Source organism: Shimwellia pseudoproteus, assembly GCF_016415625.1.
Classification (GTDB): Bacteria; Pseudomonadota; Gammaproteobacteria; order Enterobacterales; family Enterobacteriaceae; genus Shimwellia; species Shimwellia pseudoproteus.
Genome location: NZ_WBXP01000010.1, coordinates 15,368 through 36,368, shown reverse-complemented (window position 1 = coordinate 36,368; position 21,001 = coordinate 15,368). Strand labels below are relative to the sequence as shown.

Sequence of the window (21,001 nt, the reverse complement as noted above, 5' to 3'; positions counted from 1 at the left end):
GGTAAGCCAGAGTTACTCCTCGGCAGAGGGTTTTTTCCCGGCGGCTTTCTTCACGGTATCGCTCGGTTTATCCCCGGTGCTCGCCGCGTGTTCCTTGAGTACCACCACTTCGTATTTACCGGTTTCATTGTTGCGGTGTAAACCGTGAATATCGGTTTCGAAGCCCGGATAATGTTCGCCGATTTCACACAGCATCTGCAGGAAGTTCAGCACCGGCAGGCTCTGCTCAGTCAGTTTCTCACCCGGCATAACTACCGGCACACCCGGAGGGTAAGGCAGGATCATGTTGGCGTTCACTTTGCCCAGCAGATCGTCCAGCTCGCAGGTTTCGATATTGCCACGCACTTCTTCCTGGAAGGCATCGTGCGGGGTCATCACCATTTCCGGCAGCACCTCAAAGGCGCGGTACATCAGGTCCGGCAGATTGTGGTGGATGGTCAGGTCATGGATACCCTGGGCCAGCTCCTGAATGCGCATATTTTTATAGAACTCCGGCGCTTCGTTATACAGCGACGGCAGAACACTCTGCACTTTCAGGTTGAGGTCATAAACCCGTTTGAAGTCAGTCAGGGCACGCAGCAGGCTGAGTGCTTTGGTCTTGTCGATGCCGATACTGAACAGGAACAACAGGTTATACGGGCCGGTTTTCTCAACGATAATGCCGTGCTCGTCCAGATATTTCGAGACGATAGACGCCGGAATACCGCTGGCCTCCAGCTCGCCATCCGGGCTCAGCCCCGGGGTCAGCAGGGTAACTTTGATCGGGTCCAAATACATATGGTCTTCGTCCATATCGGCGAAGCCATGCCATTTGTTACGCGGGTTCAGCGGCCAGCATGCCAGATCGTCAATGTTGTCCGGCTGCCAGACGTCGAAGAACCAGCCTTCGGATTCGGCTTTCAGATGACGAATCTCTTTACGGAAGCGGACTGCCCCATCAATAGAGTCATTAATCAAACGCTTACCGGTGACACCGCGCATCATGGCGGCAGACATTTCGGTGGAGGCCACAATCCCGTAATGCGGTGATGTGGAGGTGTGCATCATATAGGCTTCGTTAAAGGTTTCTTCGTTGATATCCCCTTTAACGTGGATCATCGATGCCTGAGAGAACGCCGCCAGCAATTTATGGGTGGACTGGGTTTCATAAATGACTTTACCCGGCACACGATCACCGCTCATCCCGCACAGGCCTTTATAGATAGGGCTGAAGTTGGTGTATGGCACCCAGGCGGAGTCAAAGTGGATGGATTTCACATCCAGGGTTTGTTTGATGTAGTCGGTGTTATAGAGCAGGCCGTCGTAAGTGGAGTTGGTAATAACGGCATGGACCGGCCAGGTGGCATTCGGGGTGTTTTTTACCCGCTCTTCGATGCTTTCACGGGTAAATTCTTTTTTCGGGATCCCGCCCAGAATACCGTAGGCGTTACGGGTCGGACGGAAATAAATCGGGATCACGTTACTCATCATCATCAGGTGGGTCAGCGATTTATGACAGTTACGGTCGATCATAATCGTTGCCCCGGCAGGGGAGGAGTACATCCCGACGATTTTGTTGGCGGTAGAGGTGCCGTTGGTGACGATATAGCTGCGTTCGGCGTTAAAGGTACGGGCGATATACTCTTCGGCTTCTTTGTGGGGGCCGCTGTGGTCCAGCAGTGAACCCAGCTCGGTTACCGAGATAGAAATATCGGAACGCATGGTGTTTTCGCCGTAGAAATCATAAAACAGCGTCCCCACCGGGCTTTTCTGAAAAGCGGTACCGCCCATATGACCGGGGGTACAGAAGGTGTATTTCTCTTCTTTGACGTATTTGAACAGCGCTTTGGTCAGCGGCGGCAGGATCGTGTCGATATAGTGATCGGTGCTCTGGCGAATTTTCACCGCGATATCGCCCGCGGTACCCAGGGCATATTCGAAGAACCGCACATTAAGCTGCAGGTCGCTCAGTTTGACATCAAGGCTGGAATAATTATTGGCGAATGCGTAAACCGGCATGCGTTTGTTTAACTGACTGATTTCGGCGCACAATTCAAGGCTGAAGGTATCCCAGTCAAAAATCACACCGCACAGGCGAGCGTTATTCTCAATCAGTTTTAACAGATCCGCTTTACCCTGGGGATAAGCAATACGGAAGCCTTCTTTTTCCAACTCCAGGTGTAATTCGCGAAGCGCTTCCTCCTTAAAGTAGGCGGTCACGTCATTCATGATGGCAATGATATTCATGTATACACTTCTCCAGGTTTTTGGAACCCGCATCCCGGGGAAGGGATGCGGGGAAAACAGAACCAAATAGGATTTGATCTATCAGTTAGATACCGGGGCTTTGGCGCCAATTTTGCGGCAGTAGAACATCAGGATAATCAGGCTGATAATAAAGGTACCTGCCAGTTCGAAGGAGTTCGCCCCCATCAGTGCAATAAAGCAGAAGACGCAGCCGAAGATGGACGCAATCAGGCTGAGAATATTTTTCAGGTTCACGCCGTCAAAACGGATAAGGTCAATACAGGAGTAGAAGTACGGCAACATCGTCAGCAGCACCGCAATACCGGTCAATTCACCGAACAGGTCAGAGGCGTTACCGCTGCTGGCGTTCATTACCGTTATCAACACCATCAGAATGGTCATTTTGATGGATGCCAGGAACAGGCCTTTCTTCGGAATGCCGTTCTTATCCATCTCGCCATAGACTTTCGGGAAGTTACCGTCGTGGGCCGCACGGGCACCGGCCTGGCCTACCAGCATCATCCAGGACCCCAGAGAGGTCAGACAGGCAAAGGCGGTAAACGCGGAAACCGCCGCCGCTGCCCAGCCACCCACCATGGTTGACGCACTCACCGCAAACGGCGCGCCGGAAGAGGCCATCACGTGGGCCGGGAACATACCGGCAATAACCTGCGTGGCGGCGATATATACGATACCGGCCAGGAAGGTCCCCATCATAGTGGCCAGCGGGACGGTACGTTGTGGGTTTTCCACCATACCGGTACTTACCGCTGCGGATTCCACCCCGATAAACGCCCACAGGCAGAGCAAAATACTGCTGATAATCGCTTTATAGCTGCCCTGGCCAGAGGTGTTCCAGTTCGCCATATAGGTTTCCGGGCTGAACCAGTACCAGCCCGCGATAGCGGTACCGACAACCGGGATAAGCACCAGCACCAGGCCGATGGTGGTCAGCCGGCTTACCCAGGTACCGCCCAGCATGTTAACGAAGGTAAAGATCCAGACGATAGCAATACAGGCAATCCCGGCGGGAATAGGGTTGTTGAGAATAGGGAAAAAGGTAGAGAGATAGGAAACGGCAGTGATCCCGATAGCGAGGTTACCGATCCAGTTAGCGTGATAATAAAGTACCCCAGTCTGAAAACCGAAGGCCGGGCTAACTTCCCCTGCGTAGGCAATTGGCCCCCCTTCCTGAGGGTTTTTGGTCGCCAAACGCGCGTAAACATACGCCAGAGAAATTGCCCCAATAAGCGCAATTATCCAGCCGTAAATAGCAATTGAACCGATACTGGCCAGGTTGGCGGGTAATAGCGCAATGCCGCTCCCCATCATGTTCCCGGCTACCACACCCGTACACGCAATTAGGCCTATTTTTTTGACGTCAGCCATGAGCTACCACTCCTGAAAAATACATGATTTAATGCGGGATATTTTCTTGCCCACGTAATGCCAGATTCGCCTTAAGTATAGATATGATGGCAAAAGTTGCTGACTCATTTAAAAAATTAAGCTAATCAGTAAAAATCATATAAATCAAGATATTAAAGAGCGCGCAGTTAATGTGGTTGTTGCGTTAGTCTTGTAAATCAAACGGTTGGTAATTTTTATTTTGTTATTGTGGCATTTTTTGGATAACGCATTTTCAGCCTTAAAAACAGGATCGTTAATGTCAAATTTAAATAACTACAAATTATGGTAGGGGGTTTTTAGCTGGTTGAATTCATTGCACATAATTAGTGTGGAATTTAAATTGCACCGAAATAGAGCAACACATCAGGGCAAAAGTTTGGTGACTATTATTATTTATTACACTTATTGATAAATGCGTCATAGATATAACAGTATGTGGATATATACATATTTCCGGGGATAAGCGCCGAACTGGCGCTTATATGTCCCGGGGCGCCCCCAGGCGATTATTGATAAGCGCGATCCCGTATTAGCGGGTCGCGCTGGGGTTAAGTGCGGGTGGCTAATAGCGGATAAAGCTTCCCGGCAAAGGTATCGCTGACGGACCAGGCACTCACCGGCAAGCGCTGAATGTCGTGGAAGCCGCTCTCCTCCAGCCACTGGACGCCGGTTTGCTCTTGCCAGGCGCTCATCTGGCTGCCGAAACGGGTCACTTTGCCATTATGGTCAATGGCCCAGTAGCGGGTCAGACTGGTGCTGGTGGCGTCATCCCACTCATTTTCTGTCAGCAGCAGGTGAGGCTCTGCCAGAAACAGCCCCTGGGGGCAACGCTGCCAGCCGGGGGCGGCCTGGCCCTGGCGCTTCACTTCATCAAAGGTATGCACTTCGATAAGCAGCTTGCCGCCCGGCACCAGCCACTGGGCACACTGGCGCAGCAGGTGGCGCACTTCCGCCACGCTGAAGGTGTTTAACTCCCCGAAGGTCATCATGATGAAATCGAACGGCTGCGCCGGGGAAAAGTGGCGCATATCCTGGTGGACATAAGTAATGTCCAGCGCCTCATGACGTTCCTGGCGCCGGGCATAAGCGATTGACGCTGGTGAGAAATCCACCCCGGTACACTGGTATCCCATGCGGGCAAGGGGCAGGGTATATAAGCCTGGCCCGCAGCCCAGATCAAGGATCCGCGCCTCGGGCGGTAACTGGCTACTAATCCAGGTAATATGCTGATCAATCACCGGCTGGCGACGGCTGGCCCAGTCATTATCCTGAGACAGATGCTGATGTAGCATGCGCTGGCTGAAGTTAGCTTCATCCCAGGGGAGCTTGTGGTCATCCTCTTGCGGCTCAGCAAGGGGGGTAAAAGTAATCATACTGCTGATATCCATAAACGCTCCTTGTGTATGTCTTTGACACGCGGGTATCACACTGCGCTACCCCTCGCCGGGGGTCAGTGTTCTGCGCCCTCAGTACGATAATATACGGCGTGAGTAAAAAAAGATGTTTCCGCGTTGGGCGATTTATTGCTTTTTATTGCCTTCTTTACCACCAACGCGGCGGCTCTTTCTATCGCGCTTTTTATCGGGCGTGGCGGGCAGAATTTTCTCACGCTAATAACGCCACGGGATCAGACAGAATAATGACCGTAGGATTCTAAGGCAGGGCTATTATTATTCTGCAATGAAATAAGCCGGGCGAGCTACCCCTTTGAAGGCATTCACAATACGTTAAAGAGGTATATCATATGCAACATATCCATTATCACCACTGATAAATTACTCTGGTGCACAGATGAGGTTCGCTGATGCAACGCATTATTATTCCCGCTCATTTTATTCACACCAAAGCCACCCCGTTCTGGACAAAAGACACCGCCCCTGCGGGGATCTGGCAACGCCACCTGGATGCCGGCACCCGCCAGGGGGTCTACCCGCGATTAAGCGTGATGCAGGGCGGCATTCGTTATTACGGCTATGCCGATGAAACCAGCCCGGCACCGGTGGAAACCCTGACAATTAACGCGGGGGAATTCGGCGTTTTCCCGCCGGAAAAATGGCACCGTATCGAAGCACTGAGCGATGACACGGTATTTAACGTGGATTTTTTTGTTGATCCCCGCATTCTGATGGAATAACAGGAGAACTGCCCATGACCAGTGAAAACCAGGGCTATGCGCTAGCTATAACCAATAACCGTACCCACCAGGTGAGTGAAAATATCTACCTGAAACCGATGGCGCTATTAATCCCGCAACAGGCGATGGCTGCCGTTAACGCGTTGCTGGCGGTATTAACCCCCGAGAGCCGCAATGATGATGGCGTCGTGATGACGGTCACCAATAAAAACAACGGCGTCTCCGTGGATAAAGACTTTACCCATCTGAGCCAGCTAAATGACCCCACTGTCGGGGCGGACAGCGTGAAAGATCTGATTAACATCGTGCGCGGCTACGAGTCTGAAGAGGACGCGAATGTCTGTGGCTGGTAGGCCGTTATTATCCGCGGTTGCGTAGCTGAGAACAGAGCGCACAGTTACAGCCGGGAACCGGGGTTGCCGGGCAGGTGCCCAGCGGCGTTGCCTGCCCGGGTGTCCCCTGGTGGCTGTAGAACTGGCTGGCGATATTGTCCTCCAGTGCCCGGGTTTGTACTGCCGGCGTATGGTGGCCCGGCAAGGGTTTGGACTGAAAGGCCAGGGCGCCGGTGGAGCAGAGCGTCAAAGACAGCACCGCCAGGTTATGTATTTTCATGGTGATTGCCGCGCAATAAAAAGAAGTGATTGCCGATGTTATAACATAACCGTTGCGAAGGGATCTAGCGCGGGTTGATTTGCGGGGGTGGGGCAACAAGACGAATCCAGGGGCCACGCCGGGCGCCGCCCCTGGGGTTATCAGGCCGGTTGGGCGGTAGGCATCGCCACCGCCGCGCCATTGTGATACAGCAGGCACGGCTGGTCGCTGTGGGTCATTCCGACCACGGTCGCGGTGACAATACTGTGGGTGGTATCATCAATAATGCTATCGATAACACAGTCAAAGCTGACCGCGCTGCCCTCCAGCATCGGGGCCCCGGTGATCAGCGGGCGCCAGCATCCTTGCTCAAAACGCTGTTCACCGTGCACCGATTTACTGGCAAACCCCATCGCGATGTCCTGCTGATCCGCCGCCAGCACATTGACCCCAATCCCTTCACCCACCGCCAGCTGGCTGTGGGTGCTGGACTGTTTGCCGATACACACCAGCACCCGCGGTGGCTGGGTGCTAACCGAGCAAAATGACGAGGCAGTAAGCCCATTACGCTGGCCACCGGAATGGACGGTGATCACCGCCACCGGCAGGGTTAGCTGGCGCATTCCGTGGGTGAAGGTTTGTGCCGACAGAGGGGCGGTCATGCTGCTTCTCCTGGCCGCTGGGCGGCGTCCGGGCGGAACGGCTCACGCAGCCCGCGGGCTTCCAGGCGCGGCAGCACCTCGTCGCGGAAATACGGAAAGTCCTGCGCGTAGTTGACGAACGACAGCGTTGAGCCGGAGAAACCCGCCTGGTGTAACCGGGCTATCCCGTCCGCTACGTCGTCCGGGGTCCCTACCAGCGGAAAGCCGCCGTGCCCGGCAGAGAAACGGTCACGGATCAGTTGCAGCTGATCTTTCGGGAAGGACTCGGCATTTTCAAACATCAGGCGAATAATATTATCTACCGCCGCCCAGTCTGCGTGCTGCTGGGAATAGTAATGCTGGTATTCTTCTGCTTCGCTGCGGGTCGGGCAGCACACCACATAAGAAAAGGTCAGAATATCAAGCGGGTGGCGGCGTATCACGTTGGCCGCCTGTTTCTTAATCCCGGCGATTTCCTGTTCAGAGCGGGCCAGGCTAATAGCGGAAGTGAACAGGAAATCGGCATTGCGTACCGCAAATTCACGCCCCTCACTGGAGCCGGCGGCGTTAAAGATTGGTACTGATTTACGCAGCGGGTGCGGCAGGCTGTAAGTCTCTTTCAGTTTGAAATAGTGGCCTTCCCAGTCAAAGGGTTTCTCTTCCTGCCACAGTTTCTGGATAACATCAAACCACTCCTGGCCATAGGCGTAGCGGCTAACATGGTCATAGGGCAAATCCCCGCCCAGCGCTTCATATTCCGGGCGGTTCCAGCCGCATACCACGTTTAACCCGGCGCGCCCCTGGCCAATCTGATCCATGGTGGCCAGTTGTTTGGCCACCACCACCGGGTGGTTAAACGAGGTATGCACCGTTGAGAACACGCTGATATAGCGGGTGGCCGCCAGCAGCGCGGCGGCCCAGGTGGTGGTCTCCAGTACATTGCCGTGGAAATTGGTGGCGCCGCCGTAACCAATCCAGCGGGCGATGGGCAGCAGAAATTCCAGCCCGGCTTCATCCGCCAGTTGGGCCATTTTAAGGTTATTTTCCCAGGAGTTATCCCAGCGTTCGGCCAGTTGAGTAACCGCCATCCCGCCGGAGCAGTTGGCGGCAAAAAAACCAAGTTTAAATTTATTATTATTAAACATACGATTTGCTTTAATGTCCGCCATAGCTGGCTCCTGTCAGGAAGTTAACGTCATATATCGTCGGCCATGAAAAGTTATTTCACACCTGAATATTTTAGGTTTAAAGTAAATTTGTCCAGCATCACGTGCTTAATAATTACACAGCTGTGAGAGATGTCACAGAGCAAATAGTGATGACCCACAGTGGAACCTGGCGATGCTAAAGGAGGTATTTTTCAATGAAATCAACATCATTTGTTACACCCTCTGCGGCGGACGTGCTTGATGTCAAGCTATGGCTGCGGTTACTGTCCTGCGTCAATATCATCGAAACCGAGCTGCGACAGCGTATGCGTGAGCAATTTGGCAGCACCTTACCGCGTTTTGACATGCTGGCGCAGCTGGACCGCTTTCCGGAAGGGATCAAAATGGGGGAGCTTTCCCGTTTGATGCTGGTCACCGGGGGGAATATTACCGGCCTGGCAGACAGCCTCGAAAAAGAAGGAATGGCCGAGCGGGTTTACGATCCCAGCGATCGGCGCGCCTGCCGGGTGCGGCTCACCCGGGTGGGCAAACAGCAGTTTGACTTGATGGCCGAAGCGCACCAGCACTGGCTTAATACCCTGATGGCAAACATTCCGGCGCAGGAGAAGTCCCAGTTATATCCGCTGCTGGGCCATTTTAAGCACCAGCTAACCCGTGAAGGGCGCGAATAAGGATTTCTTCGCTTTTCGGATAGCCACCTCAGTAAACGGATAGTCAGCCTGCGGCACCGTATTACACTGTCAGCGGTTTGTTAATCACACGAAACACCAGCAACAGGTGACCACTGATGAATACCACAATTCTGGCAGCACTGTCTGACGGCCTTGCCCGGGGGGCAATCCGGATTATTGATTTAACCCAAACCCTGAGTGAACAGTTTCCCACACTACAACTGCCGCCGCAGTTTGGCCAGGCATGGGGCTTTCGCAAAGAGACCATCTCTTGTTATGACCAACAGGGCCCGGGCTGGTACTGGAATAATTTCAGTTGTAGCGAGCATACCGGCACCCATTTTGATGCCCCCGCCCACTGGATAAGCGGCCGTGAGTACCCGGCCAATACGGTGGATACCATTGACCCCAGCGTGTTTATCGGCCCGGCGGTGGTGGTGGATGCCAGCCGCGAGGTGGCAGACAACCCGGACTGGATCCTGAGTGTCGATTATCTGGAAAGCTGGGAGCAGCAACATGGCCGGATCCCGGAAGGCGCCTGGCTGCTATTTCGTACCGACTGGTCGAAAAAGGCCGGTGACGCGGAGGCGTTCCTCAATATGCATGCCGATGGTGCCCATACCCCTGGCCCGGCTCAGGAGACGGTGGAATGGCTGATCAACCAGCGTAACGTGCGCGGTTTCGGGGTGGAGACCATCAACACCGATGCCGGGCAGTCCTACGCCTGGCCGCTGGCCTACCCGTGCCACACCCTGATGCACGGTGCCAATAAATACGGGTTACAGTGTCTGACCAATCTCGACCAACTGCCCACCCGCGGTGCGCTGATTATCGCCGCACCGCTGAAAATCGCCGCGGGCTCCGGCAGCCCACTGCGGGTATTGGCATTAATTAGCGAATAACCTCACGCCCGGCCGGTTAGCGCTTGCGCATACTCTGGCTGGGCGACTCGCCAAAACGGGATTTATACTCGGCGCTGAAGCGCCCCATATGGGCAAATCCCCAGCGCAGCGCCACCCCGGTCACATTGTCTATTTCCCCGGATAACAGCTCCGCCCGCACCCGATCCATCCGCACATCGCGCAGATACTGCATCGGGCTGACCCCGAGGAAATTTTTAAATCCCGCATACAGGCCCCGCAGGCTGACCCCGCCAATTTCCGCCAGCATTTCAGCGGTCAAAGGCGCATGGGCGTGGCTATCAATATATTCCTGCACCCGGCGCACGTGGGTTGGCCGAATGGCCGCGCGTTTCTGGCCACTGGGCTGCTGGTAGTTATGGGGATGGCTGTGCAGCAGGGTGGTGGCCACCAGTTGGCCGATTTGCTGGCGGATCAGGTGGTGCTTCTCCAGATCCAGCCCCTGGCTGGCGCACTCCAGTAAATAGCCGATCAGCGCACACCAGGCGGCGTTTTCCTGCCACTGAAACCCCTGCTCAAAACGCAGCGGTTCAGTGAGCGGCTGGCCGAGGTGGCCCATCAGGGTATTTTCCAGCAATGTGCGGGAAATCCGCAGCAGGCACTGATCGTTCCCGGCCTCCCAGCGCATCTGGGTCACGTCATCTGGGCTTATCACCGTGGCCAGCCGGGGGGTTGAACACAGGCTCTGCCCGCGGCTGACCACTGTCGCGCTACCGTGCAGCGGCATCTGTATCAGGAAAAAGTCTTTCAGCAAGCTGGGGGCAATATCCACCCGGCAGCTATAGCGCAGCCGGTTAAGGGAGATCTCCCCCATCGGAATATGGTGCATACGGACATCGGCCCGGGCCCCGCGATCGACCAGATCAACCTGGCAGGGTTTAAAGATCCGCCCGACCACCGCCCCGGCTTGCTCAAGGCTGGCCGAGGTAAATAACAAGTTCGCCGAAGCGTTGAGATGGCTCAGGGCGGCGGACAGCCGGGGTGAGGCGATTTCATTGATCAACATAACAGACTCCTCATCTCATCCAGTAGGGGGGACGTCCTGTCTGTTGATTTACCGCCGTCATACGCATCCGCGTTGCTTCAATCAACATATCGATAACAATGCATGATCAATCATGCAACGAAATATACGTTAACCGGGTTTGGCCATTTTTGTCAGACGAGAAACCAATAACGAGAGATTGATCGGTATGGTGCGCTGATAGCTGGCGGGGGTTTTGCACCATTTTATGCCGTCGTTATCCGCTTTATGCAGATATACCCCCTGGGAAACCGGCTGTTGTTGATCCTTTTAGTGGTTTTTTCTAAGGCTGATAAGGCGTCAATTAACCGGAGCCAGTAATGACAATTGTAATAACCAGAAATGCGGTGCGCCCTTACGCGGTGACCCGGCGGGTGCTGCTGGCCTGCTGGCTAAGTATCTTATTCGAAGGCTACGATGTGGGTGTCATGGGAGCGGTGCTCTCCAGCATGGCGGAAGATAGCCGCTGGGGATTATCCCCGCTGCAACTCGGGGCCCTGAGCAGTTACGCCCTGGTGGGGATGTTTTTTGGGGCATTTCTCGCCGGTTCGCTGAGTGAACGCCTCGGGCGGCGGCCCATGTTACTGCTCTGTGTCGGGCTGTTTTCCCTGGCGATGCTGGCCACCGCCTGGGCGCCGACCCCCTGGCTGTTTGGCCTGGCGCGGCTGGCCGGTGGCGTGGGGCTGGGTGGGGTTATCCCGATGGCGGCCGCCCTGACCGTCGAATATTCACCTCCCGACCGGCGGAGCTACCACTACGGCATTATGTATTCCGGCTACTCCCTGGGGATCTTGTGCGCCGCCCTTGGGGCGATGTGGCTTATTCCGCACCTTGGCTGGCGCAGCGTTATTGGCGTGGGGGCACTGCCGCTGCTGATGCTGTGGCCCTTGTCTCGCTTGCTTCCGGAGTCCCTGGAATATCTGGTCAGCCGGGGGCGCCATGAGGCGGCCTGCCAACTGGCGGCACAGTTGGGGGTACCGCTGCCGCCCCCGGCAACGGATAAACCCCAGCAGCCGGGCGGGCGACATACCCTCGGGCTGCTGTTTGGCCGCCACTATTTACGGGCAACGCTCTGCTTCTGGGTGGCGCTGTTTTGCGGCATGTTGCTGGTTTATGGCCTGAACACCTGGCTGCCGAGCATTATGCGCAAAAGCGGTTATGCCCTCGGGCCGAGCCTGCTGTTTCTGGTGGTCTTTAGCCTTGCCTCTGCGGTGGGGGGGCTGTGCCTTGGGCGAATTGCCGACCGGATCGGGGCCCGGCGCGCGGTGGCGCTGTCGTTCCTGGCCGGGGCCGCCGGGATAGGTGCGCTGATGTTCCCCCATTCGCTGGCGGTAAATATATTACTCACCGCGCTGGCCGGGCTGGGCAGTATCTCGGCGTCACTTATCCTGACCGGTTACCTGGCGACCTGGTACCCGGGGGCCTGCCGGGCGTCGGCCACCGGCTGGGCCCTGAGCCTTGCCCGCATTGGCGCCATGAGCGGGCCGCTGTTCGGGGCGTGGATCGCCAGCAGCGGGCTGGCGCTCTCCTCGAACTTTGCCGCTTTTGCACTGGTGGCGCTGGTGGCGACCCTGGCGGTTCTGCTGTTGCCGCGCCGTTAATTTCACCCTCCGCAGCCTTGTGGCTGCGGGGATTTATCCTTCCCGTGCAGTGCTTATCCATCTTACGCATAAATGACAATTCCATGACTAATCATGGATTGCTGCCCCCGGCCGCCTTGCATACAAGTAATACCGGCAGAGTAAAAAATGAAGCAATGTGAGGTTACGATGGCTGAGCGTTCGTTTGCAGAAGAAGTTAAAAAGCTGACCTTGCCCGCGGGTGAGGTATTTAGTGGTGAGGGTATCCTGGCCGTCACCAAAGCACTGCTCGAATCCGGCGTCGCCTATGTGGCCGGGTATCAGGGGGCACCGATTTCCCATTTGATGGATGTGCTGGCGGACGCCCAGCCGATCCTTGACCAGTACGGGATCCGTTTTGAAAACAGCGCCAGCGAGGCCACCGCCGCCGCAACGCTGGCGGCATCCGTCAATTACCCGCTGCGCGGCGCGGTAACCTTTAAAGCCACCGTCGGCACCAACGTTGCGTCTGATGCCCTGTCGAACCTCGCCTCCGGTGGGGTGATGGGCGGGGCGCTTATCATCGTGGGTGAGGATTACGGTGAAGGTTCGTCAATTATGCAGGAGCGCAGCCACGCTTTTGCCATGAAATCCCAGATGTGGCTACTGGACCCGCGACTAAACCTGCCCTCGATTGTTCAGGCGGTGAAAGACGGCTTTGAACTCTCCGAAGCCAGTAATACCCCGGTGATGCTGCAAATGCGCATTCGCTCATGCCACGTCCACGGGCAGTTTGTTACCAGCGCCAACCGCGCCCCGACATTTACCGTGCAGGATGCCCTGGAAAACCCCCAGCGGGATATCAACCGTATTGTGTTGCCCCCGGCCAGCTTCCTGCACGAAAAAGAAAAAGTGAACCAGCGCTGGCCGGCCGCCCTGCGGTTTATTCGCGAACGCGGGCTGAATGAGTTTTTTGCCGAGGACAGCGCCGATGTTGGCATCGCGTTGCAGGGCGGCAACTACAACACCCTGATCCGGGCGCTAAACCAGCTGGGGCTGGCGGATGTGTTTGGCAACAGCCGCATTCCGCTTTACGTGATGAACGTGGCCTATCCGCTGGTGGATGATGAACTGATCCGTTTTTGCGCCAATAAGCGCGCAGTACTGGTGCTGGAAGAGGGCCAGCCCAACTTTGTTGAACAGAATATCGCCACCATTTTGCGCCACAATGGTCTGGACTGTGCCCTGCACGGTAAGGATTTACTGCCGCTGGCCGGTGACTACAACACCGCCACGGTGCTGTCCGGCGTGCGGGCATTTTTAGAGCGTTACGGGATACTGGCCCCGCAGCCGGGGGCCGCCACGGGCCAGTTGCGTATTCCGCTGGCTAACGTGGTACCGGACGTGATCAACGCCGCCGCTGAGCCCGCCCTCGACACCGCGGTACACGCCCGGCCGCCGGGGTTCTGTACCGGCTGCCCGGAGCGGCCAATCTTTACCGCCATGAAACTGGTAGAGCGGGAGCTTGGGCCTCACCACATCAGTGCCGATATCGGCTGCCATTTATTTTCCATTCTGCCGCCTTTTAACCTCGGCAATACCACCATGGGGTACGGGCTGGGGGGCGCCGGATCGGCAGCGCTGAACACCCGACACGGCAAGCGGGCGATTGCGGTCATGGGGGATGGCGGCTTCTGGCATAACGGGCTGACCAGCGGCATTGCCAACAGCGTATTCAACCAGAGCAACAACCTGACCATTGTGGTGGACAACAGCTACACCTCCGCCACCGGCGGCCAGGACATTATGTCCTCCACCGCAAAGAACGCCACCCGCAGCACCGGCCATGACATTGAACAGGCGGTGAAAGGGGTGGGGGTGAAATGGGTCAAAACCATTCGCCGCACCTATGACCTGAACGCGATGACCACCACCCTGCGGGAGGCATTAACCACCGATACCCCCGGGCCAAAGGTCCTGATAGCCCAAAGCGAATGCATGCTCAACCGCCAGCGGCGGGAGAAGCAAACCACCCGTAAAGCGCTGGAGAAAGGCCAGCGAGTGGTGCGCGAGCGTTTCGGGGTCGATCCTGATACCTGCACCGGGGACCACTCCTGCATCCGTTTGTCCGGCTGCCCATCGCTGTCGATTAAACCCAACCCGGATGCGCTGCGTACTGATCCGGTCGCCACGGTGATAAACACCTGCGTGGGCTGCGGGCTGTGCGGGGAAGTCTCCCACGCGGCGGTACTGTGCCCGTCATTTTACCGGGCGCGGATTGTTACCCATCCGGGGCGGGGCGAGCGCCTGCTGGAGGCCCTGCGCCGCCCATTAATTAACTGGCTGCAACGGCGTGATGCCCGCCGTATCGCCCGCGACAGCTTTTAAGGGGAGCCGATTATGCCGGTAGTACAACCGATAAAAATTGCCATTCTCGCCATGGGCGGCGAAGGCGGCGGCGTGCTGGCGGACTGGATAGTCAGCCTGGGGGAAGAGAGCGGCTATGTTGCCCAGACAACATCCGTCCCCGGCGTGGCCCAGCGTACCGGTGCCACCATCTATTATGTGGAGCTGTTCCCCGCCCAGGGAGGGCAACAGCAGCCAGTGCTGGCGCTAATGCCGATGCCCGGCGATGTCGATGTGGTGCTGGCCTCCGAACTGATGGAAGCCGGGCGCGCGGTACAGCGCGGCCTGGTAACCCCGGACCGCACCACGCTTATCACCTCAACCCACCGGGTATACGCCATTGGCGAGAAGACCGCCATGGGGGATGGCCGGGTGGATAACGACACATTACTCCGCCACGCCAGCAGCGCGGCTAAGCAGTTTATCCGTTTCGATATGTCCCGGGCGGCAGAACAGGCCGGGAGCGTCATCAGCGCGGTACTGTTCGGGGCGCTGTATGGCACCGGGGTGCTGCCCTTTAGTGAAAGCCAGTTCACCGACACCATTATCCGGGGCGGTGTGGGGGTCAAACCGAGCCTGGCGGCGTTCGCCCTCGGGGCACAAAACGCCCGCCTGGAAGAGGCGGCGCCGGTGGTGGCGCAACCGGCGCAACCGGCCCCGGCCAGTGCCCGGGTAGCGGCCCTGCTGGCGCGCATCCCCCAGGAGCTGCCCGCGTCTGCCCACGGGATAGCCATCGAAGGGGTGCGCCGGATGCTGGACTATCAGGACGTGGCCTACGGGGCGCTGTACCTCGACCGGCTGAACGGCCTCGCCCAGTTGCCCGGTTGCGACAACGAGGTGTTATTGCGTGAAGCCGCCCGCCATCTGGCCCTGTGGATGTCCTGGGAGGACACCATTCGGGTGGCGGATCTGAAAATTCGCGCCAGTCGTTTTGAGCGGGTGCGGGAAGAGGTGCACCTCCAGGACCGGCAACTGCTCAGTATTAATGAATATATGCATCCGCGCCTCGACGAGGTGTGTGAAACCCTGCCCGCGGCACTGGGCCGCTGGCTGCAAAAACCGGGCATGGTGCACCGTCTGTTGCGCAGCGCCACCCGTAAAGGCCGGGTGATAACCACCAGCTCCCTGGGCGGCTATTTATTGCTCTGGTCACTGTCCCGCTGGCGGCGCTGGCGGCGGCTGACCCTGCGTTACCAGCTGGAGACCACCCGCATCACCCAGTGGCTGCACTATATCGCGCGGGCGGCGGCGTTTAACCCGGCCCTGGCGCTGGAGATTGTCCAGTGCCAGCGGCTGGTGAAGGGCTACGGGGATACCCATGCCCGGGGCCTGCGGAACTACCAAATCCTGATTGATATTGTGAAGCGCCATGAGCGCCACCTGGCACCGGCCAGCCTGCGTGAGCTGCGCGATGCGGCCCTGGCCGATGAACACGGCAACAAATTGCGCGAATGCCAGCAGCGCCTGGCCCTGAACTGAGGAGCATTTATGAGTGCCATCACGTTTACCCGTCCGCATCGCATTCGCTTCTCGGAATGTGATCCTGCCGGGATAGTGTTTTACCCCCAGTATTTCGTGATGTTCAACGATTTGCTGGAGCAGTGGGTGGATGCCTTAATCCCCGGTGGTTTTGCCGGTTACATCGGTGAACAGCGCTTCGGCCTGCCGACCGTGCATCTGGAGGCGGATTTTAACGCCGTCAGCCGTATGGGGGACGACGTCGTGCTGCAACTCACGGTGACCCATATCGGTAGCCGCTCTGTGAAGCTGGCGCTGCGCTGTACCAGCCTGGAGGGGGAGTTGCGGATGCAGGTAAACCAGACCCTGGTGACCACCTCGCTGACCACCCATCGCGCCATTGATATCCCGGCAGCGCTGCTCGCTGCCCTGCAAGCATCAGGAGACGTGCCATGAATATTGTCTGTATTGGCGGTGGGCCGGCAGGGCTCTACTTCGCGCTGTTGATGAAGTTACAGAACCCGGCGAACCACATCGTGGTGGTGGAGCGTAACCGCCCGTTCGACACTTTCGGCTGGGGGGTGGTGTTTTCCGACGCCACCCTCGAGAACTTACGCCAGGCGGACCCGGTCAGTGCAGCGCAGATAACCAGCCAGTTCAGCCGCTGGGACAATATCGACATCCATTTTAAAGGCACCGTCAACCGCAGTGGCGGCCACGGGTTTATCGGCATCGGGCGTAAAAAGCTGCTTAATATTTTGCAGGAGCGCTGCCAGAGCCTCGGGGTTGAGCTGGTCTTTGACACCCTGGTGGAGGATGAACACGCGCTGGCGGCGCGCTATCAGGCTGATCTGGTTATCGCGTCGGATGGGATCCACAGCCGGGTCCGTACCCGGTATCAGGACATTTTCCAGCCGGATATCGATCAGCGCCAGTGCCGTTTTGTCTGGCTGGGCACCCGCAAAGTGTTTGACGCCTTTACCTTCCTGTTTGCCGAGTCTCCCCACGGCTGGTTCCAGGTCCATGCCTATCAGTTTGAACCGGGGTTATCGACCTTTATTGTTGAAACCACCGAACAGACCTGGCAGGCCGCCGGGCTGGATACCATGAGCCAGCAAGAGAGTATCGCCTATTGTGAGCAGCTGTTCGCCCCCTGGCTGGAGGGGGAGCCCCTGATGTCCAATGCCGCCCACTTACGCGGGGCCGCCATCTGGATCCGCTTCCCGCGGGTGATTTGCCACCACTGGGTACACTGGACCACCCAGCACCACAAAAAGGTACCGATTGTCCTAATGGGGGACGCGGCCCACTCGGCGCACTTCTCGATTGGCTCCGGCACCAAACTGGCCCTGGAAGATGCCATTGAGCTGGCCCGCAGCCTGAAACAGTACGGCGGGGATGTGCGCCAGGGGCTGGAGCACTACCAAGCGGTGCGTAGCGTGGAGGTGCTCAAGATCCAGAATGCGGCGCGTAACTCCACCGAGTGGTTTGAAAATATCACGCGCTATGAAAACCTCGCGCCCCCGCAGTTTGCCTATTCGCTGCTGACCCGTTCCCAGCGAATCTCCCACGAGAACTTGCGCCTGCGCGATCCCCGCTGGCTGGCGGGTTATGAGCAGTGGCTGGCGGGGCAGGCGAATCTGCCGCCCCTGCTGACCCGGTACCGCCTGCGCGACATCACCCTGGCCAACCGGGTGGTGGTCTCCCCGGTCTTGCTCTACCAGGCCACGGACGGTGTGCCCGGCAGTTTCCACCAGATGCACCTTGTCAGCCGGGCGGTCGGCGGTGCCGGACTGGTGCTCACCGAGATGACCGCCATCTCACCCGGTGGGCGGGTGACCCCTGGCTGCCCGGGGCTGTGGAATGATCAGCAGGCCAGCGCCTGGCGGCAGATTACCGATGCAGTCCACCGCCACAGCCAGGCAAAAATTGGCGTTCAGCTGGGCCACGCGGGGCGGCGGGGCTCAATCCAGTGCGGGCCGGATAACCCGGATATGCCGCTGATACAAGATAACTGGCCGCTGGTGTCTGCTTCGGCACTGCCCTATATCCCGGGGGTATCGTCGACCCCGGCCGCCGCCACGGCGCAACAACTGGCGGCGATTTGCGCTGAGTATGTGGCCGCCACCCGGCGGGCCATCGACGCCGGGTTTGACTGGCTGGAGTTACAGGCCGGCCACGGTTTCCTGCTGTCGGCGTTTATTTCGCCGCTGACCAACCAGCGCCGGGACGAGTACGGCGGCAGCCTGGAGAACCGGCTGCGCTTCCCGCTGGCGGTATTCCGGGCGGTGCGCGCCGTCTGGCCCGCGCATTTACCGATATCCGTCCGGTTGTCCACCACCGACTGGGTCGACGGCGGCACCACGGTGGATGACGCGGTGGAGATGGCCCGCCAGTTCCGGGGGGCCGGGGCAGACATTATCACCTGTTCATCCGGGGAGGTGTCGGTGGATCAGAAACCGGTCTATGGCCGGATGTTCCAGACCCCGATGGCGGATCGGCTGCGCAATGAAGCCGGTATTGCCACCATGGCGGTGGGGGCCATCAGCGAGGCGGACCAGGTGAACGGCATTATTGCCGCTGGCCGGGCGGATTTATGCGCCATTGGCCGGCCAATGCTGGCGGACGCGCACTGGCTGCTGCGGGAGTGCGCCCGCCACGGCTGGACGCAGATTGCCTGGCATCCGGCGTATCACTATGGCCGGGACGTGATGCAGCGGGCGTTACCTTCACAGGGGAGACAACCATGAAACATGATAACTATCGGGAAGATATTGCCGGGCGCGCAGACGTGGCGGATACCCCGGAACTGGTGGCCTATTACCAGCAACTTACGGCCCTGAATACCGGGGCGCTGTGGACCGTGGCCAACAAAATCGAACCCTGGCAGCCTAAATCTGCCTCTGTGCCGGTGCTGTGGCGCTACCGGGAGCTGCGTGAACATGTACTGCGCTCCGTGGCGTTAGTGACCCCGGAGAAAGCCGGGCGGCGGGTGATTTACCTTAATAACCCCGGGCGCCAGGAGGTGGCGGCAGCGGTGGGCTGGCTCTATTCCGGTTTACAGGTGATGCACCCCGGGGAGGCAGCCTCTGCCCATGCGCATTCGGCCTCGGCACTGCGCTTTATTATGGAGGGCCGGGGGGCGTACACCATCGTTGATGGCCACAAAATGCCCCTTGAGGCGAACGACTTTGTCCTGACCCCAAACGGCACCTGGCATGAACACGGTGTCGAGGCTGACGGCGCGACCTGTATCTGGCAGGACGGGCTGGATATTCCGCTGGTGAATGCGCTGGAGGCCGGGTTCTATAAAGTACACCCGGATTTACGCCAGCCGGTAACCGCCCCGGTGGATGACAGCGTGGCGCTATGGGGGGCCGCGGCCCTGCGCCCTCATCATGTGGGCTGGGATAAACCCTATTCACCGCTGTTTAAATATCAGTGGGGGCCAACTTATGAGGCGCTGTGCCGGGCCGCCCAGGCCTGTGAAGGCACCCCCTATGATGACCTGCTGATGCACTACACCAACCCGGTTACCGGCGGCCACGTAATGCCCACCATTGGCGCCAGTATGCAGCGCCTGCGCCCGGGGTTTGTGGGGAAGGCCCACCGCCACACCGGCAGCTTTATTTATCAGGTGGCCAAAGGGGAAGGGTATTCGGTTATTGACGGCCAGCGTTTTGACTGGCGGGAGCGGGACATTTTCTGTGTGCCGTCCTGGGCGTTCCACGAACACGTCAACCTGTCTCAGCATGATGATGCCTGCCTGTTCTGTTTTAACGATCTGCCGGTGATGCAGTCACTGAGCCTGTATTACGAAGACGCGCTGCTGGAGAACGGCGGCCATCAAGTTATTTTATCCGAGGGGAAAGCATAATGCGTTTAATTACTTACCGTAATGAAGTGACCGGGGCTGGCCGTCTGGGGGCCGTGGTGGGGGATTATGTGGTCGATCTGGCGGCGCTGGCTGAGCATCACGGCAGCACGCTGCCGGACAATATGCTGGATTTTATCGATCTCGGCCCGCTGGCGGTTACCGCAGGCAGTGCCCTGTTACAGTCTTATGAAGGTAACTGGCCGGTGGGCTGTGCCCAGCCGCTGGTCAACGTCAAGGTGCTGGCCCCCATTCCCCGGCCGCGGAAAAATATTTTTGGTATCGGCCTCAACTACGTTGAACACGTGGCGGAGTCCAGCAGAACCCTGGACACCGCCAAAGACCTGCCTAAAGAGCCGGTTATCTTCTCCAAGCCGCCAACCTCGGTGATAGGCCCGGATGACGCCATTGAACATAACGGCGCCATTACCCAGCAACTGGACTGGGAAGTCGAACTGGCGGTGATTATCGGCACCCGGGCGAAACGGGTAACCGAAGCACAGGCGCTGAACTATGTGTTTGGCTACAGCGTGATTATCGACATGAGCGCCCGGGACTGCCGCCGCGCCGGGCAGTGGATCTACTCGAAAGGCCAGGATACCTACGCCCCGTTCGGCCCCTGTATTGTGACCGCCGACGAAATCGCCGATCCCCATAACCTGAACCTTAGCCTGCGGGTGAACGGGGTCACCAAGCAGAGCTCCAATACCCGCCACATGCTGTTCAATATCCCGACGCTGATTGCCGACATCAGTAAAGGGATCACCCTCGAACCGGGGGATATTATTGCCACCGGCACCCCGGAAGGGGTCGGGGCCGGGCGCTCCCCCCAGGAGTGGGTCTGGCCGGGGGATATTATTGATGCCGATGTTGAGTGCATCGGCAGCTTACGCCACCCGGTTGTGGCGGTATAAGGAG

17 protein-coding genes and 1 pseudogene are annotated in these 21,001 nt (G+C 58.0%); 11 read left to right on the top strand and 7 right to left on the bottom strand.

Annotated features, from left to right (window positions below; genetic code table 11):
- Positions 1–12 precede the first annotated feature (12 nt).
- From cadA to F9C28_RS06495, 3 genes and pseudogenes are all read right to left on the bottom strand, one after another.
- Positions 13–2,226 (bottom strand): lysine decarboxylase, encoded by a 2,214-nt coding sequence (cadA, locus tag F9C28_RS06505; protein ID WP_199014429.1) that lies wholly within the window; start codon positions 2,224–2,226, stop codon positions 13–15.
- 81 nt (positions 2,227–2,307) lie between these two features.
- Positions 2,308–3,615 carry a cadaverine/lysine antiporter gene (gene cadB / locus F9C28_RS06500; protein ID WP_199014428.1) on the bottom strand — a complete coding sequence of 436 codons (1,308 nt, stop codon included), beginning with the start codon at positions 3,613–3,615 and terminating at the stop codon, positions 2,308–2,310.
- A 575-nt stretch (positions 3,616–4,190) separates the two neighbouring features.
- Positions 4,191–5,024, bottom strand: a pseudogene (locus F9C28_RS06495) (class I SAM-dependent methyltransferase); the annotation flags it as partial.
- A 416-nt stretch (positions 5,025–5,440) separates the two neighbouring features.
- Between F9C28_RS06495 and F9C28_RS06490 the strand changes: the two are divergent.
- Positions 5,441–5,770: a DUF1971 domain-containing protein gene (locus F9C28_RS06490; protein ID WP_199014426.1), complete on the top strand. Its 330-nt coding sequence runs from the start codon at positions 5,441–5,443 to the stop codon at positions 5,768–5,770.
- A 14-nt stretch (positions 5,771–5,784) separates the two neighbouring features.
- Positions 5,785–6,123: a DUF1869 domain-containing protein gene (locus F9C28_RS06485; RefSeq protein ID WP_199014425.1), complete on the top strand. Its 339-nt coding sequence runs from the start codon at positions 5,785–5,787 to the stop codon at positions 6,121–6,123.
- 7 nt (positions 6,124–6,130) lie between these two features.
- Here F9C28_RS06485 and F9C28_RS06480 read toward each other — a convergent pair whose 3' ends face one another.
- From F9C28_RS06480 to F9C28_RS06470, 3 genes are all read right to left on the bottom strand, one after another.
- Entirely contained in the window at positions 6,131–6,382 is a 252-nt protein-coding gene (locus tag F9C28_RS06480; RefSeq protein ID WP_199014424.1) for a hypothetical protein, read from the bottom strand.
- A gap of 140 nt (positions 6,383–6,522) precedes the next feature.
- A complete protein-coding gene (locus F9C28_RS06475; protein ID WP_199014423.1) occupies positions 6,523–7,023 on the bottom strand; it encodes a flavin reductase family protein in 501 nt (166 codons plus the stop codon).
- Positions 7,020–8,171 (bottom strand): LLM class flavin-dependent oxidoreductase, encoded by a 1,152-nt coding sequence (locus tag F9C28_RS06470; protein ID WP_199014422.1) that lies wholly within the window; start codon positions 8,169–8,171, stop codon positions 7,020–7,022. The genes F9C28_RS06475 and F9C28_RS06470 overlap by 4 nt, the downstream gene beginning before the upstream one ends.
- 194 nt (positions 8,172–8,365) lie before the next feature.
- Here F9C28_RS06470 and F9C28_RS06465 point away from each other — a divergent pair, with 194 nt between their 5' ends.
- Positions 8,366–8,842: a MarR family winged helix-turn-helix transcriptional regulator gene (locus tag F9C28_RS06465; protein WP_199014421.1), complete on the top strand. Its 477-nt coding sequence runs from the start codon at positions 8,366–8,368 to the stop codon at positions 8,840–8,842.
- Positions 8,843–8,958: 116 nt separating this feature from the next.
- Positions 8,959–9,744, top strand: a complete 786-nt coding sequence (locus F9C28_RS06460; RefSeq protein WP_199014420.1) for a cyclase family protein — start codon at positions 8,959–8,961, stop codon at positions 9,742–9,744.
- A 16-nt stretch (positions 9,745–9,760) separates the two neighbouring features.
- Here F9C28_RS06460 and F9C28_RS06455 read toward each other — a convergent pair whose 3' ends face one another.
- Positions 9,761–10,768, bottom strand: coding sequence for an AraC family transcriptional regulator (locus F9C28_RS06455; protein WP_199014419.1), 1,008 nt, complete (start codon positions 10,766–10,768; stop codon positions 9,761–9,763).
- A gap of 338 nt (positions 10,769–11,106) precedes the next feature.
- Between F9C28_RS06455 and F9C28_RS06450 the strand changes: the two genes are divergently transcribed.
- The 7 genes from F9C28_RS06450 to F9C28_RS06420 all read left to right on the top strand — a co-directional run bounded on the left by F9C28_RS06450 (position 11,107) and on the right by F9C28_RS06420 (position 20,997).
- The gene (locus F9C28_RS06450; protein WP_199014418.1) at positions 11,107–12,387 is read left to right on the top strand and encodes an MFS transporter; all 1,281 of its coding nucleotides are present in this window, start codon (positions 11,107–11,109) and stop codon (positions 12,385–12,387) included.
- Positions 12,388–12,555: 168 nt separating this feature from the next.
- Positions 12,556–14,733 (top strand): thiamine pyrophosphate-dependent enzyme, encoded by a 2,178-nt coding sequence (locus F9C28_RS06445; protein ID WP_199014417.1) that lies wholly within the window; start codon positions 12,556–12,558, stop codon positions 14,731–14,733.
- Positions 14,734–14,745: 12 nt separating this feature from the next.
- On the top strand, positions 14,746–16,230 hold the full coding sequence (locus F9C28_RS06440) for an indolepyruvate oxidoreductase subunit beta family protein (protein ID WP_199014416.1): 1,485 nt from the start codon (positions 14,746–14,748) through the stop codon (positions 16,228–16,230).
- Between the two features lie 9 nt (positions 16,231–16,239).
- A complete protein-coding gene (locus F9C28_RS06435) occupies positions 16,240–16,665 on the top strand; it encodes an acyl-CoA thioesterase (RefSeq protein ID WP_199014415.1) in 426 nt (141 codons plus the stop codon).
- Positions 16,662–18,959 (top strand): bifunctional salicylyl-CoA 5-hydroxylase/oxidoreductase, encoded by a 2,298-nt coding sequence (locus tag F9C28_RS06430; RefSeq protein ID WP_199014414.1) that lies wholly within the window; start codon positions 16,662–16,664, stop codon positions 18,957–18,959. The genes F9C28_RS06435 and F9C28_RS06430 overlap by 4 nt, the downstream gene beginning before the upstream one ends.
- On the top strand, positions 18,956–20,086 hold the full coding sequence (locus F9C28_RS06425) for a cupin domain-containing protein (RefSeq protein ID WP_199014413.1): 1,131 nt from the start codon (positions 18,956–18,958) through the stop codon (positions 20,084–20,086). The genes F9C28_RS06430 and F9C28_RS06425 overlap by 4 nt, the downstream gene beginning before the upstream one ends.
- Entirely contained in the window at positions 20,086–20,997 is a 912-nt protein-coding gene (locus tag F9C28_RS06420) for a fumarylacetoacetate hydrolase family protein (protein WP_199014412.1), read from the top strand. Before F9C28_RS06425 ends, F9C28_RS06420 begins: the two co-directional genes overlap by 1 nt.
- Positions 20,998–21,001: the final 4 nt, after the last annotated feature.

Bases quoted from the DNA above. Each gene is read 5' to 3' on its own strand.
- cadA (WP_199014429.1), bottom strand. From the start codon at position 2,226: ATGAATATCATTGCCATCATGAATGACGTGACCGCCTACTTTAAGGAG.
- cadB (WP_199014428.1), bottom strand. From the start codon at position 3,615: ATGGCTGACGTCAAAAAAATAGGCCTAATTGCGTGTACGGGTGTGGTA.
- F9C28_RS06490 (WP_199014426.1), top strand. From the start codon at position 5,441: ATGCAACGCATTATTATTCCCGCTCATTTTATTCACACCAAAGCCACC.
- F9C28_RS06485 (WP_199014425.1), top strand. From the start codon at position 5,785: ATGACCAGTGAAAACCAGGGCTATGCGCTAGCTATAACCAATAACCGT.
- F9C28_RS06480 (WP_199014424.1), bottom strand. From the start codon at position 6,382: ATGAAAATACATAACCTGGCGGTGCTGTCTTTGACGCTCTGCTCCACC.
- F9C28_RS06475 (WP_199014423.1), bottom strand. From the start codon at position 7,023: ATGACCGCCCCTCTGTCGGCACAAACCTTCACCCACGGAATGCGCCAG.
- F9C28_RS06470 (WP_199014422.1), bottom strand. From the start codon at position 8,171: ATGGCGGACATTAAAGCAAATCGTATGTTTAATAATAATAAATTTAAA.
- F9C28_RS06465 (WP_199014421.1), top strand. From the start codon at position 8,366: ATGAAATCAACATCATTTGTTACACCCTCTGCGGCGGACGTGCTTGAT.
- F9C28_RS06460 (WP_199014420.1), top strand. From the start codon at position 8,959: ATGAATACCACAATTCTGGCAGCACTGTCTGACGGCCTTGCCCGGGGG.
- F9C28_RS06455 (WP_199014419.1), bottom strand. From the start codon at position 10,768: ATGTTGATCAATGAAATCGCCTCACCCCGGCTGTCCGCCGCCCTGAGC.
- F9C28_RS06450 (WP_199014418.1), top strand. From the start codon at position 11,107: ATGACAATTGTAATAACCAGAAATGCGGTGCGCCCTTACGCGGTGACC.
- F9C28_RS06445 (WP_199014417.1), top strand. From the start codon at position 12,556: ATGGCTGAGCGTTCGTTTGCAGAAGAAGTTAAAAAGCTGACCTTGCCC.
- F9C28_RS06440 (WP_199014416.1), top strand. From the start codon at position 14,746: ATGCCGGTAGTACAACCGATAAAAATTGCCATTCTCGCCATGGGCGGC.
- F9C28_RS06435 (WP_199014415.1), top strand. From the start codon at position 16,240: ATGAGTGCCATCACGTTTACCCGTCCGCATCGCATTCGCTTCTCGGAA.
- F9C28_RS06430 (WP_199014414.1), top strand. From the start codon at position 16,662: ATGAATATTGTCTGTATTGGCGGTGGGCCGGCAGGGCTCTACTTCGCG.
- F9C28_RS06425 (WP_199014413.1), top strand. From the start codon at position 18,956: ATGAAACATGATAACTATCGGGAAGATATTGCCGGGCGCGCAGACGTG.
- F9C28_RS06420 (WP_199014412.1), top strand. From the start codon at position 20,086: ATGCGTTTAATTACTTACCGTAATGAAGTGACCGGGGCTGGCCGTCTG.